Annotated in this window: 13 protein-coding genes; all 13 read right to left on the reverse strand. The window is 40.1% G+C overall.

The window, feature by feature from the left end:
- Positions 1-18 precede the first annotated feature (18 nt).
- Positions 19-279, reverse strand: coding sequence for a stage V sporulation protein SpoVS (spoVS, locus tag PH210_RS00700; RefSeq protein ID WP_038541258.1), 261 nt, complete (start codon positions 277-279; stop codon positions 19-21).
- A gap of 159 nt (positions 280-438) precedes the next feature.
- The gene (locus tag PH210_RS00705; RefSeq protein WP_289982240.1) at positions 439-1,236 is read right to left on the reverse strand and encodes a TIGR00282 family metallophosphoesterase; all 798 of its coding nucleotides are present in this window, start codon (positions 1,234-1,236) and stop codon (positions 439-441) included.
- Positions 1,237-1,346: 110 nt separating this feature from the next.
- Complete coding sequence (gene rny, locus PH210_RS00710) at positions 1,347-2,906, reverse strand: ribonuclease Y (protein ID WP_223588444.1); 1,560 nt, start codon at positions 2,904-2,906, stop codon at positions 1,347-1,349.
- A gap of 320 nt (positions 2,907-3,226) precedes the next feature.
- Positions 3,227-4,270, reverse strand: a complete 1,044-nt coding sequence (gene recA / locus PH210_RS00715; RefSeq protein WP_289982241.1) for a recombinase RecA — start codon at positions 4,268-4,270, stop codon at positions 3,227-3,229.
- Between the two features lie 338 nt (positions 4,271-4,608).
- Positions 4,609-5,859, reverse strand: coding sequence for a competence/damage-inducible protein A (locus PH210_RS00720; RefSeq protein ID WP_289982242.1), 1,251 nt, complete (start codon positions 5,857-5,859; stop codon positions 4,609-4,611).
- Positions 5,860-5,877: 18 nt separating this feature from the next.
- On the reverse strand, positions 5,878-6,462 hold the full coding sequence (pgsA, locus tag PH210_RS00725) for a CDP-diacylglycerol--glycerol-3-phosphate 3-phosphatidyltransferase (RefSeq protein WP_289982243.1): 585 nt from the start codon (positions 6,460-6,462) through the stop codon (positions 5,878-5,880).
- Between the two features lie 69 nt (positions 6,463-6,531).
- Complete coding sequence (locus PH210_RS00730) at positions 6,532-7,422, reverse strand: helix-turn-helix domain-containing protein (protein ID WP_289982244.1); 891 nt, start codon at positions 7,420-7,422, stop codon at positions 6,532-6,534.
- A gap of 21 nt (positions 7,423-7,443) precedes the next feature.
- Positions 7,444-8,232, reverse strand: a complete 789-nt coding sequence (locus tag PH210_RS00735; RefSeq protein WP_223588453.1) for a DUF3388 domain-containing protein — start codon at positions 8,230-8,232, stop codon at positions 7,444-7,446.
- 153 nt (positions 8,233-8,385) lie between these two features.
- On the reverse strand, positions 8,386-8,637 hold the full coding sequence (locus PH210_RS00740; protein WP_289982245.1) for a DUF3243 domain-containing protein: 252 nt from the start codon (positions 8,635-8,637) through the stop codon (positions 8,386-8,388).
- Positions 8,638-8,717: 80 nt separating this feature from the next.
- The gene (gene ymfI, locus PH210_RS00745; protein WP_289982246.1) at positions 8,718-9,440 is read right to left on the reverse strand and encodes an elongation factor P 5-aminopentanone reductase; all 723 of its coding nucleotides are present in this window, start codon (positions 9,438-9,440) and stop codon (positions 8,718-8,720) included.
- Between the two features lie 68 nt (positions 9,441-9,508).
- Positions 9,509-10,804, reverse strand: a complete 1,296-nt coding sequence (yfmH, locus tag PH210_RS00750; protein ID WP_289982247.1) for an EF-P 5-aminopentanol modification-associated protein YfmH — start codon at positions 10,802-10,804, stop codon at positions 9,509-9,511.
- The gene (gene yfmF, locus PH210_RS00755; RefSeq protein ID WP_289982248.1) at positions 10,804-12,084 is read right to left on the reverse strand and encodes an EF-P 5-aminopentanol modification-associated protein YfmF; all 1,281 of its coding nucleotides are present in this window, start codon (positions 12,082-12,084) and stop codon (positions 10,804-10,806) included. The genes yfmH and yfmF overlap by 1 nt, the downstream gene beginning before the upstream one ends.
- A gap of 419 nt (positions 12,085-12,503) precedes the next feature.
- Entirely contained in the window at positions 12,504-13,463 is a 960-nt protein-coding gene (locus PH210_RS00760) for an ABC transporter permease (protein WP_289982249.1), read from the reverse strand.
- Between the last annotated feature and the right edge of the window lies 1 nt (position 13,464).

Raw genomic sequence — 13,464 nt, forward strand, 5'->3', positions numbered from 1 at the left:
TGTATACTGAACTTCCTTTTAACGCGGCTCCACAATTAACTTTATAGCTGTGCGTTCTTCCCCGTCAATCAAAATATCGGTAAACGCAGGGACACAGATCAAATCAACTCCGCTAGGTGCTACAAATCCTCGAGCAATGGCTACTGCCTTTACGGCTTGATTTAATGCACCCGCACCAATGGCCTGTATTTCCGCTGCACCTCTTTCACGCAGAACTCCGGCAAGTGCACCAGCTACAGAATTAGGATTAGATTTTGCTGAAACTTTTAATATTTCCATCCCTAGCTCCCCCTTGTAAAATCCCGATCCCGCATGAGCAGTTTCATGAACAAATCAGGTATATAGCATTCCACTGCTACTATATTCAATTAGAAATTGACATATTCCGGCTTGGACGATAAAAAGGAAAATAAAAAGAGCAAATCTGCTGATTTGCTCTTAAGAATAAAATGGATGATCATCATTTATTAGAATTGGTTGAATCTTTTTAGCAAGACCTGTTTTTCGGTCTAAATCAATTAATACGGCACTAAGCTGGTTTCTTCCCCCGGAAGGCACTTCAAACCGAACTGGAAGGCTGGTCAGGAAGCGTTTAAGGACGGCTTCTTTTTCCACCCCTAAAATACCGTCATATGGGCCAGTCATGCCCACATCTGTTAAATAGGCCGTTCCCCCTGGCAAGATACGATTATCAGCTGTCTGGACATGTGTGTGGGTTCCCACAACTGCAGATACCCTTCCATCTAAGTACCAGCCCATTGCCTGTTTCTCGCTTGTTACTTCCGCATGAAAATCCACAAATATAAAGGGAGTTCTTGCTTTTGCAAGGGTAACGAGTTCATCTGCTTTTTGGAAGGGACAATCAATAGGATTCATGAAGGTGCGTCCCTGCAGATTAATGATCGCCACTTCTAACTCATTGATTTTTAGAAAAACAATACCTTTCCCAGGTGTATCTTTAGGAAAGTTTGCCGGCCGTACCAAATATTTGGCTGTATCAATAAACTCAAAAATTTCCCGATTATCCCAGGCATGGTTTCCCAATGTTACAGCCTGAGCACCTTGTTCTAAAAACTGACGGTAAATTTTTTCCGTAATCCCTTTTCCACCTGCTGCATTTTCGCCATTGATAATCGTTAAATGTGGACGATATTTTTCTTTAAGCTTTGGCAAGTACTCCTTCACCATATCTCTTCCAGGTGAACCGACAACATCACCGATAAATAATAAATTCATGTTATTGCCCTTTCGTAAATAAAAATAGTAATGATTAAATTGTATCACAGTTGCCCAGTATTTAATCGCATAAGAGTCCTCAAAAAATAAAGCGGTGCATGCGCACCGCTTTATTTTGCATATTCTACAGCCCGTGTTTCACGGATAACTGTAACTTTAATATGTCCTGGATAATCGAGCTCTTCTTCGATTCGCTTGCGAATATCACGTGCAAGGCGATGTGCTGCAAGATCGTCAATTGTATCTGGTCTGACGATAATCCGCACTTCACGGCCTGCCTGAATAGCAAAGGATTTCTCAACACCTTCATAGGATTCTGAAATCTCTTCAAGCTTTTCAAGACGACGAATATAGTTTTCAAGCGTTTCACTACGAGCACCTGGTCTTGCAGCTGATAAGGCATCAGCAGCAGCAACTAAAACCGCAATGGTTGAAGTTGGCTCTGTATCACCATGATGTGAAGCAATACTGTTGATAACTACAGGATGTTCCTTGTATTTCGTTGCAAGTTCTACTCCTATCTCAACATGGCTTCCTTCCACTTCATGGTCAATTGCTTTACCGATATCATGAAGCAATCCCGCACGTCTAGCTAATGTTTCATCTTGACCAAGTTCAGCGGCAAGCAACCCGGAAAGCTGTGCCACTTCCATGGAATGCTTTAACACATTTTGACCGTAGCTTGTACGGAACTTTAAGCGGCCAAGAATTTTAATAAGATCTGGATGGAGTCCATGAACACCCACTTCAAATGTGGTTTGTTCACCCACTTCACGGATATACTCATCCACTTCGCGACGAGACTTCTCAACCATTTCCTCAATTCTTGCAGGGTGGATACGGCCATCTTGTACAAGCTTTTCAAGTGCTAAGCGGGCCGTTTCACGACGAATAGGATCAAATCCTGATAGAATTACAGCTTCAGGAGTATCGTCAATGATTAAATCAATTCCTGTTAATGTTTCAAGTGTACGGATGTTTCGACCTTCACGGCCAATGATACGGCCTTTCATTTCATCATTTGGAAGGTTGACGACAGAGACTGTCGTTTCCGCAACATGGTCAGCAGCGCAACGTTGGATTGCTAACGAAAGGATTTCCTTCGCTTTTTTATCAGCTTCCTCTTTTGCACGATTTTCGCTTTCCTTGATCATAACCGCAGTTTCAACGGATAGTTCTTGTTCCATGCGGTCTATTATGATCGACTTAGCTTCTTCGCGAGTTAAGCTCGAAATTCGTTCAAGTTCTGTTTGTTGTGTTCGTACCAACTCGTCCACTTTGCTTTCCATCTCTTCAATATGCTGTTGTCTTTGGTTTAGAGAATCATCCTTCTTTTCTAATAGAATTTCACGCTTATTTAACGCTTCATCCTTTCGATCTAAATTCTCTTCTCTTTGCAGTAAACGGTTTTCTTGTTTTTGCAGTTCATTTCTTCGTTCACGAACCTCACGCTCCGCTTCAGTTCGAAGCTTGTGAATTTCATCCTTTGCCTCTAACAGGGCTTCCTTTTTTAATGAATCAGCATCACGTTTCGCATCTTCAAGAATCTGCTCTGCAGCATTCTTTGCTCCTGCTATTTTTGCTTCAGCAATGGATCTACGAATAAAATAGCCAACAACGGCACCGACGATAAGGCCAAGCAAAATGGAGATGATAGTAATTGGTTCCATCGTTACACCTCCTCTTGCTATGAACTTTTGTTACATTTTTTAAGTGTCGGCATGTACATTGTTTAGACTCAACATACAGCAAGCACTAAGGCTTTTCGAATTGTCATATTTCCAAAAATGTAAAATATACATGTTAATTGTAATTGTGGGAATATACATTGTCAAGGTTTTGTCCAAATAGCTTTTTGAAATATTTCGAATTCGACATCTCTTCTTCAATTTTATTGCTTGGGATTGTGTTCATAATAATTAGTTTTTATGTATTTTTATCCACTTTGTTTAAAAAGAGCAAAACCCTTTTCTGGGCTTTGCTCTTCATTTTATTGATCTAGTAACTCAAATTGGTCGTCATCATCAGCTTCAGTCACTGTTTTATCGCCATCTAAGCCATAGTGATCACGTATCTTTTGTTGAATTTCAAGGCGGATACTAGGATTTTCCTTTAGGTAAAGCTTAGCATTTTCACGGCCTTGGCCTAGTCTTTCATCGTTATAAGAATACCAAGAACCGCTCTTAGAAACGATATCTAGTTCGGAACCTAAATCAATGGTTTCGCCTTCTTTTGAAATTCCTTCTCCATACATAATATCGACTTCTGCTGTACGGAATGGAGGGGCAACTTTGTTCTTTACGACTTTAATTTTTGTTTTGTTTCCGACTATGTCATTGCCTTGCTTGAGGGCTTCAGCACGGCGTACTTCCAGACGGACGGTGGAATAGAACTTGAGGGCGCGTCCCCCTGGAGTTGTTTCTGGGTTCCCGAACATAACACCGACTTTTTCACGAATCTGGTTGATAAAGACAGCGATAGTTTTTGATTTATTAATAGCACCTGAAAGTTTACGAAGTGCTTGAGACATCAAACGAGCTTGTAAACCTACGTGTGAGTCTCCCATTTCGCCTTCGATTTCTGCTTTTGGTACTAGAGCAGCTACTGAGTCAATAACAATAATATCGATTGCTCCGCTTCGTACTAGTGCTTCAGCGATTTCTAACGCTTGTTCACCAGTGTCTGGCTGGGATAATAATAGTTCGTCAATGTTAACGCCTAATTTTTGGGCATATGCTGGGTCTAGGGCATGTTCAGCGTCGATAAATGCCGCTTGTCCGCCTTTTGCTTGGACTTCAGCGATGGCATGAAGGGCTACTGTTGTTTTACCAGAGCTCTCTGGTCCATAAATCTCGATTATACGTCCTCTAGGATATCCGCCTACCCCAAGTGCGGTATCAAGTGCTAATGATCCAGATGGAACAGTGGAAATTTTTGTTTCTGTTTGCTCACCCATTTTCATAATTGAGCCTTTACCAAATTGCTTTTCGATTTGTTTTAGCGCCATTTCTAAGGCCGCTTTACGATCACTCACGAATTATTTCCTCCCTTATCTATATAAACACAAGCTTAGTACTTAAATCTATCAAGTAAAACCTATTAATAATATAACCTCTTTTTGGGTATTTGTCGAGCAAAAAATCGAACATTCATTCGACCTTTTTCTAAACTATTTATACTGGAAAAACAGACAAATATGCCCATGATAAACGGTTTTTCTTGATGTTTTTGCAGAGAAAACTACTTTTCGTGAAGTTAACTGAAAACTGATTTTCAAGGTGTAAGATCTTTCATTTACCGTCCGAACACTTTTTCACCGCTCTTGGGCAATAAAACGCAAACTTAACCAATAAAAAAAATCACAGAACCTTATTAAGCATTCTGTGATTCTTTCAACTTCTTTATTAAATAATAGCATCCATACTTAACAGCACGGACCCTGTTTGCTTCCCGAGTGCCAGCAAGCACAAGCTTTTCAACAGCTGTTGGCATTCCTTTTATCGCGATCCCTATATAAACCGTACCTACCGGCTTACCCTCTAATTCATCAGGACCGGCTACACCCGTAAAACTAATCCCAATATCCGCACCAAAAATCGACGCTGCGTTTTCCGCCAATTCCAAAGCACATTGTTCACTTACGGCGCCAAACTTATCAAGTGTCTCAGCTGAAACCCTCAAAACCTGATGCTTTACTTCGTTTGAATAGCATACTACACCGCCGTTAAAAACAGAGCTAGCTCCTGATACGGAGGTAATTTCCTTTTGGAACATCCCGCCTGTTAAACTCTCAGCAGCCGTTATTGTTAATTTCTTCTCTTTTAACATTTTGGTCAATTCATTCAAAAGAGAAGTATTGTCATAGCCATATAAAAACTCGCCAACGCGCTGATTTATTTTACGTTCCACATCATCAAGCATAGAACCCGCAACAGTTTCATCCACATGCTTAGCTGTTAGCCTTAAGGTAACTTCTCCATCTCCGGCAAGAGGAGCAATCGTTGGATTGCTTTGCGCGTCTATTAAATCCAATATCTCCGTTTCCAATGCCGCTTCCCCTATACCGAAAAACCGTAAAACTCGCGAAACAATCTTCTCATTGGAATCCCCATCAGGAGAAAGTGCTTTCCTTCCATAATGAAGGAACATCGGCTCCATTTCCTTTGGAGGCCCTGGCAGAAGCATATATATATGTGCGCCCTGCTCGAGTACCATCCCAGGCGCCATCCCATGGTCATTCGGTAAAATATGCGACCCCGCTAATACAAGAGCCTGCTTTCGGTTGTTTTCCGTCATTACCCGGTTTGTCCGCTTGAAATAATCCTCAATCGAAGCTAAAGCCGTTTCATCCATTGCCAGTTCTTTGCCTAAATGGCGGGCAATCGTTTCCTTCGTCAAATCATCTTTAGTCGGTCCGAGACCGCCGGTAAAAATAATGATTTGCGAACGCTTTTCAGCAATTTCAATCGCCTTCTTAAGCCTGTCCGGATTATCACCAACGACTGTATGAAAATAAACATCCACACCTAGCCCAGCTAATTGCTGAGACAAAAAGCGCGCATTCGTATTCACAATTTGACCGAGCAACAGCTCCGAACCAACCGCGATAATCTCAGCATTCATTATAAACCGCCTCCAAGTCTATTTAGAATTTTTTAAAACATGACTGTTTTTAGCAAAATAGTCCCATCCGGACCAAATCGTAAAGATCATTGCAACCCATAACGCAACGATATCAAAACGAAATGGAATCATAGCAAAAATAATATTATGTAATAAAAGCGAAGAAATCGCGATAATCTGAGTCCAAGTTTTAATTTTTCCAAGCATATTCGCTGCCACTACTTCCCCTTCTCCTGCAAGCAAGAGGCGCAGGCCTGTTACAGCAAATTCCCTGCTGATAATAATGATGACAATCCATGATGGTGCATAAATATCATTAAGCTCAACGAGAACAATAAGCGCCGCTGAAACAAGTAATTTATCAGCAAGCGGATCAAGAAATTTCCCCATATTCGTGACAAGGTTCAATTTACGGGCATAATGACCATCAACCCAATCGGTTGTCGACGCAATGATAAAAATCAACGCTCCAACAAAATGAGTTACTGGCATATCTGCTCCAAGAAGATTCATGTCACCCCAATCAAAAGGGACAAGCATGACAATCAAGAACAAGGGTATTAACAATATTCTTGAAACCGTAATTTTATTAGGTAAATTCATTTGTGTATCCTCCTATATAAGCAACCGCAACAACCATTAGGCACGCCAAAAATAGTCATCACTAGATGACTATTGGGTTTTGGGAACATATTGAATCGTAATGTTCTGTACATTTTGCGTAGGTGCGACCGCGTACTCGAGCTTTTGGTCATTCACATAGATTTCAACGCCAGATGCGTTCCCAACCCGAATTACAGCATTGCTTTCTGCTGTTAAATCTACTGTTTGGCTTGGAAGCTTATCTTTATCAAGAGTCCATTGATTAACCATTTTCCCCGTGCTATTTTTAACACCAACCCAAGATTTCCCGGTTGCTACCAATTTCACAATAAACTTTTCTGCATTTTTCAACGAATAAGTAGAATTCCTTCCACTGCTTTGAACAACTGATAATTCCTGCTTAGGTGCTTCTACGACTGGGGTCTTCTCTTCTTCTTTTTTAGTTTCCTTCACTTTTTCAGAATCTTTCTTCTCAGGCTCATTGGCTTTTGCTTTTTCGAGATTCTCTGATTTAACGAATTTAACTTGTTCGTTATCTTTGCTTAACGATTCATTGGAATCCTTACCAGCATGATTATAAAGAAAATAATATAATAGACCAGCAACGCCAATGACAAAAACACCAATTAATACTTTCGGAAGGATATCAAAGATTTTTGAATTCCCTTCCGAAATAGCTTTATGGGTTTTAACCCTAGAAAGTTGAGGGATTTCATCATTTAAGCTTGCAGGGATTTCACTTTTATATGTTTCAAAAATTTCATCAGGATTTAGGTTAAGTGCTTCTGCATACTGCTTAATGAAAGCACGGACATAAAAATTCCCAGGCATACTTGAATAGTTGCCTTCTTCAATGCCGATTAAATATCGCTTTTGAATTTTCGTCATCGTTTGTAAATCATCTAAGCTAAATCCTTTTTCTATTCGGGCTTCTTTTAGTCGATTCCCTAGTTCAGTCACTTTATTAACACCTTCCAATTTTTAAAAATCAAAATCTCCAAAATCAGATCCGGAGAATAAATTATTTTGGTCCACAACCTCATATGTAATCTCTTCATCAACATTATTCCTCAACTCGATAATATAGTCAAAATCATCAAGAGTGTACTCAGAGTTTTGGACAAAGATATCAGGGTGTTCTATTACTTTAACAGATGGCAATCGCATAATTTCACGAACAAGCTGCCAATGGCGTTCGTTTGCCCGGCGTGTAGAAACGATTCCATCCAGAATGAATAGGTTGTCAGCATTGTACTCATCTTCAATTAGTTGATTCCGAATTGTTTGTTTTAAAAGGGTAGAAGATACGAATAACCATCTCTTGTTGGCACAAACACTTGAGGCGACAATTGATTCTGTTTTTCCGACACGAGGCATGCCGCGAATGCCGATTAGCTTATGCCCTTCCTGCTTAAACAATTCTGCCATAAAATCAACTAATAAGCCAAGCTCATCCCTTACAAAGCGGAATGTTTTTTTATCATCCGCATCTCTCTGAATATATCGACCATGTCTAACAGCCAGCCGATCCCGCAGTTTTGGTTCCCTTAGTTTTATTAATTTTATTGTGTCCATTGTATTTAAAATTGACTCAAGTCGTTTAATTTGATCGTCATCTTTTGCTAAAATCAAAAGACCGCGTCTGCCTTCATCTACTCCGTTGATGGTTACAATATTAATAGAAAGCATTCCTAAGAGGGATGAAATGTCGCCTAAAAGTCCAGGCCGATTTTTTTGAATCTCATATTCTAAATACCATTCTTTTTTCATAAAACTGCTTACCCCCTAAAGAAGTTTCGACAAATTTTTCATATATCTTTATCTAAACCTTATCATAAATGATTTTGATGTAAGATGAAAGAAAAAACATGGAATATATTTCTGAAATAAAAAGAGAGGAGCAGCCTCCTCTCTTTTTAATGATTATTCATTATTCTTAATAAGTTTAACCATCATATTGGCAATTGCCTGCTGCTCTTGTGGGTCAGCAACTGACCAGAGGTCTGATAGAATTCTTTCTTGCTCATTTTTTGGCTCGACTTGGTTTGCTAAATAATCACCAATTTGATAAGCAAGTTTGCTAATTGCCCCCTCACTCATTCCCTCCTCTTGCGCATGATGGAGACGGTTAGCAAGAAAGCCTTCCCACTGTTTCCAATTATCTAAAACTGACATAGTAAATTACCTCCTTTAAAATGGTACACGGTTATTTTGTGATGGGGAGGCATGAACTATACATCGAAACTTGTGAACTTTTATGTATACCAGCCGCCATTAACGGCAAGGACTTGGCCGGTGATATAACTTGATTCTTCTGATAGCAAAAAGGCTACACTTTTAGCAATTTCCTCAGGCTGCCCCAATCTTCCCATTGGAATTTCAAATTCAATTCCTTTTACCTCATCCTCTGAAAACCCTTCGATCATTGGCGTATTTATGGCTCCAGGGGCAATGGCATTAACCCGAATGCCATTTAAGGCTACCTCCTTACTAAGCGCCTTTACAAAACCAATCTGAGCACCTTTGGCCGTTGAATAGGCTACCTCACAGGCAGCACCTGTTTGTCCCCAAATGGAAGAAATGACAATAATACTGCCTGACCCTTTACTTAAAAGTTTGGGGAGAAGTTCTTTAGTCAGCATTAGCGGATTAAGGACATGTACATTTAATAAGGCTTCAGCATCCCTTTGTTCCAAATCAACAAGGAGGCCGTACTGACTGTTCCCGCCGCAATGGATCATCGCATCCAGCGAAAAGATGTGCGGGCAAATTTGTTTATAACCATCCGGTGTAGAAAGGTCAGCACCAATCGGCATGTATTCACCGCCAAATGGAACGAGCTTGTCTAATAGTGCTTTAATGGAAGCTGCATTCTGATTGTAATGCAAGTATAAGCTGTACCCATTTGCCGCCAGATTATATGCCACCGCTTGGCCGATTCCGCCGCTTGCTCCCGTGATCAATGCATATTTTTTCATTCTCGTCACTCTCTCTAAATAATTGACAAAGCGAAAAAGCGCCTGCTTGTGCGGCGCCTCCGCTTTTCTTATTTCTTGTTTTTCGGAATTACTTGGCAAACAGAAAAACGTTCTTCCGAAATAACCTCTGATGCCAGTGATTGTACATCCTTTAAGGTGATTTTTTCAAGCGTTGGGACAACATCAAATAAATTCATATCGTTAAATGCATATCGTGTAAATTGATTGGCAATGTATTCTGGTGAATTGACGGCGCGTAAAAATGCTCCGATTTTTTTCTTTTTGGTCCTCTCTAACTGTTCTTCCGTGAAGGATGCTCCATTCTTTGCCTCGATAAGCATTTTTTCTAGCTTTTCAGCAAGCTGATCAGGTTCGCCAGTATCTCCGCCAATCATTGCAAAGCCAAAGCCTTGTTCCTGGGTATAATCATAGGAAAACGTTTCATCAATTAATCCTTCATTATAAAGTTGTTCAAAATTTGCTGAGCTTTTGCCGAACAGCAAATCAAGAAGGACATTCATCGTCAATTCATTTTTTAACATTTCATTTCCGGATTGATTCACGTGAAGCGCTTTAATTCCCACTAAACATTTAGACGTTTGCACATTCATTTGCAGCACCTGTTTTTTCTCTGCTGCATCTGATGGTTCTTCATCAAATTTACGCTTGATTTCTGGCATATCTTTGTATTCTTTTTTGGCCTGGTTATCTCTTACCTGGGTCATAAAGCGTTCCGGGTCCACTGGCCCGACAATAAATAGCAGCATGTTGCTTGGATGATAAAAGGTATTGTAACATTCATAAAGCCAATCCTTCGTGATATGGGAAATCGATTCGATCGTTCCGGCAATATCAATTTTAACTGGATGATTCTTATAAAGGTTTTGAATTAAACCAAAATATAAGCGCCAATCGGGGTTATCATCATACATGGTAATTTCTTGACCGATAATTCCTTTTTCCTTTTCCACTGTTTTTTCAGAAAAATAAGGATCTTGAACAAAATCAACCAATGTTTCTAGGTTCTTTTCGACATCTGATGTACTTGAGAATAAATATGCCGTTCGGGTAAACGAGGTAAAGGCATTGGCAGAAGCTCCCTGCCGGCTGAATTGCTGAAATACATCCCCGTCTTCCTTTTCAAATAATTTATGTTCTAAAAAGTGAGCAATTCCATCAGGAACTGTCACAAACTCTTCCTTGCCCAGTGGGACAAAGGTATTATCGACCGAGCCGTACTTTGTCGTAAAGGTTGCATAGGTTTTATTAAAACCCTTCTTTGGCAAAATATAGACGTTTAAGCCATTGGGCAATTTTTCATGATAAAGCTCTTCTTGAAGCTGGTCAAAATTAATTTTTTCCATTATGCACCCGCCTCCGATCCTGTTAGGAAATAAATCGTATCAAGCTCAATTTTTTTCGCTACCGCCGTAATCTCTTCCTTCGTAGTCTTTTGCATTTCAGAAAGCCACGTGTCAAGGCTAATATCCGAATCCGAAATGACATTATGATATAAAATTTCCGTTAACCCTCTAGAGGTATCAATGGTTTCAAGAATTTGATTTTGGATTACAGCTTTCGTTTGATCCAATTCCTGGTCAGTAAAATCTCCATTTTTCATTGCTTCCATTTGTTCGTTAATAATACCAACTGCTTGATCATAGTTCTTTAAATCAATCCCTGACATAACCATCATCAAACCTTTATGACTTTCAAGCCTGCTAGCTGCATAATAGGCAAGACTAGCCTTTTCACGGACATTGATAAACAATTTGGAGTGTGAAAAGCCACCGAAGATGCCATTGAACACTTGCAGGGCAAAATAATCAGGATCACCATAGACAATATTGGTTCGATAGCCCATATTTAGCTTCCCTTGCTTTACATCCTGCTGTTCCTTAACCTCATTGACCTTTTCAGTTTTTGATACTGCCTGTTTTGCACACTCTTTTGGTTTCCGATTTTCAAATTGAAGCAATTCTGAAGCAAATTTTTTAACCTCTTCTTCTTTTACATCACCAATAATATAAAGGTCCATTTCATCTTCTAAAAAGACTTGTTTATAAAACTCATATAAATTTTCTGGAGTAATTGCATCAACATCCTGAGCTTCTCCATTTACCTGAAGGGCATACGGTTCACCCTTGCACATTTCCTCTAATAACCGAACATTCGAGTACCGCATTTTATCATCATATACGGATTGGATCCTCTGCTTTAGCGTTCGCTTTTCTTTTTCAACGGTATCTTTATCAAAGGCGTTACCTGAGGTGTTTGGTTTTGTTAATACTTCCGCCAATAATTCAAATCCCTTTTTTAATAAAGGCTCTGAATCACTTAAGAATTTCTCATTGGCGATTTCCAAAGAGAAGCTCATTACATGGTATTCGCCTTTCTTGGCTAAATCCACGAACAAAGTGGCACCATAAAGTTCATCTAAATAAGAACGTAAGGCTGTCGTGGAAGAATATTGGGCCGTGCTGCTTTGTAAGACCTGTGGCAGAAGCGCCCTTTTTGTCACATCCTCTTTTGTTAAAGGAGCTTTCATCCTCCATACAAAAGTGTTGGTTTTATATTTATCTGTTTCAACTATATGGAGTTTATAACCTTGCATTTCGATTACTTTTTCAACTGCACCCTCCATTAACTTTCCTCCTTTATATGTAAGAACAGTTTTCTTTATATCTTTTCCTTTCAAAAGAAACCTATACTTTTTACTATAATTTGCCAAGCTTGGTCAATTCAAGCATTAACTCTTTTTTTTGAAAAACAATGTTAAACTAAGCTGTTGATTTCCGCTTCAGGCGCGAGCGGTTCGCGGGCGGTCCGGGGAGCCTCCTCGGCGCTAAAGCGCCTGTGGGGTCTCCCCGGACCCGTCCTCCCGCAGGACATTGAATTGCATCCTCGAATCCGCCCACGCACGAAGGAAATGCGATAGCATTTTCGAGGAGTCTCGCGCCTTCCGCTCCAATCAAACGCGTTTCAAAACTAAGAATTTCATTAAACTTCTTTATAAAAAAAATAAACCCACAGTTCACATGGAACTGTGGGTTTGAATTTGTTTTAACGGCTTCCTTTAATATAGTGTGTACCAACTGCTTTTGGTGCATCGGCACGACCGATGAATCCTGTTAATGCTAAGATGGTTAACACGTACGGAGCAATTAACAAATATACATTTGGAATTTCTTTTAGGAATGGCAAACTTGAACCGATGATACTAATACTTTGTGCGAAGCCAAAGAATAATGCCGCACCAAGCGCACCAAGCGGATGCCATTTACCAAAAATCATTGCGGCGAGCGCCATGAAACCCTGACCACTAATCGTGGAGTGACTGAAGTTTGAAGTAATGGATTGTGCATATACAGCACCGCCAATTCCGCCGAGAGCTCCAGAAAGGATAACGCCAAGATAGCGCATTTTAGTAACGTTGATTCCCATTGTGTCTGCTGCCATTGGGTGTTCACCGACTGAACGAAGACGAAGACCGAATGGAGTTTTAAATACGATATACCATACAATGATGGCAACAATTATTGCTAAAAAAGATGTCCAATACGTATTTTGGAAAAAGATTTTTCCGATAACAGGGATATCCTTTAAGATCGGGATATCTATCTTTCTGAAGCCTTGGCTGATAATGCCAGTCTCACCTTTATCATAAATTAATTTGACCAAGAACAGGGTAAGTCCTGTTGCAAGTAAGTTAATCGCAACACCCGAAACTGTATGGTCAGCACGGAATGTGATTGATGCAACGGCATGAAATAAGGAAAATACCGCACCTGCTGCCATGGCTACGATTAAAGCAATCCAAGGAGTTGCACTGCCGAAGGTATCTACAAAGGTTAAGTTAAAAACAATCGATGAAAAAGCTCCGATTACCATTAAACCTTCAAGTCCAATATTAACTACCCCTGAACGCTCCGAGAAAATTCCGCCTAATGCAGTGAAGACAAGTGGAGCTGCCCACAACAACGTGGATGGAACAACAATCATTAAGATATCCATTAAACTCAAC

Source organism: Paenibacillus sp. BSR1-1, assembly GCF_030403775.1.
In the GTDB taxonomy this organism is placed as follows: domain Bacteria; phylum Bacillota; class Bacilli; order Bacillales; family Cytobacillaceae; genus Neobacillus.

Bases quoted from the DNA above. Each gene is read 5' to 3' on its own strand.
- spoVS (WP_038541258.1), bottom strand. From the start codon at position 279: ATGGAAATATTAAAAGTTTCAGCAAAATCTAATCCTAATTCTGTAGCT.
- PH210_RS00705 (WP_289982240.1), bottom strand. From the start codon at position 1,236: ATGAATTTATTATTTATCGGTGATGTTGTCGGTTCACCTGGAAGAGAT.
- rny (WP_223588444.1), bottom strand. From the start codon at position 2,906: ATGGAACCAATTACTATCATCTCCATTTTGCTTGGCCTTATCGTCGGT.
- PH210_RS00720 (WP_289982242.1), bottom strand. From the start codon at position 5,859: ATGAATGCTGAGATTATCGCGGTTGGTTCGGAGCTGTTGCTCGGTCAA.
- pgsA (WP_289982243.1), bottom strand. From the start codon at position 6,462: ATGAATTTACCTAATAAAATTACGGTTTCAAGAATATTGTTAATACCC.
- PH210_RS00735 (WP_223588453.1), bottom strand. From the start codon at position 8,232: ATGAAAAAAGAATGGTATTTAGAATATGAGATTCAAAAAAATCGGCCT.
- PH210_RS00740 (WP_289982245.1), bottom strand. From the start codon at position 8,637: ATGTCAGTTTTAGATAATTGGAAACAGTGGGAAGGCTTTCTTGCTAAC.
- ymfI (WP_289982246.1), bottom strand. From the start codon at position 9,440: ATGAAAAAATATGCATTGATCACGGGAGCAAGCGGCGGAATCGGCCAA.
- yfmH (WP_289982247.1), bottom strand. From the start codon at position 10,804: ATGGAAAAAATTAATTTTGACCAGCTTCAAGAAGAGCTTTATCATGAA.
- yfmF (WP_289982248.1), bottom strand. From the start codon at position 12,084: ATGGAGGGTGCAGTTGAAAAAGTAATCGAAATGCAAGGTTATAAACTC.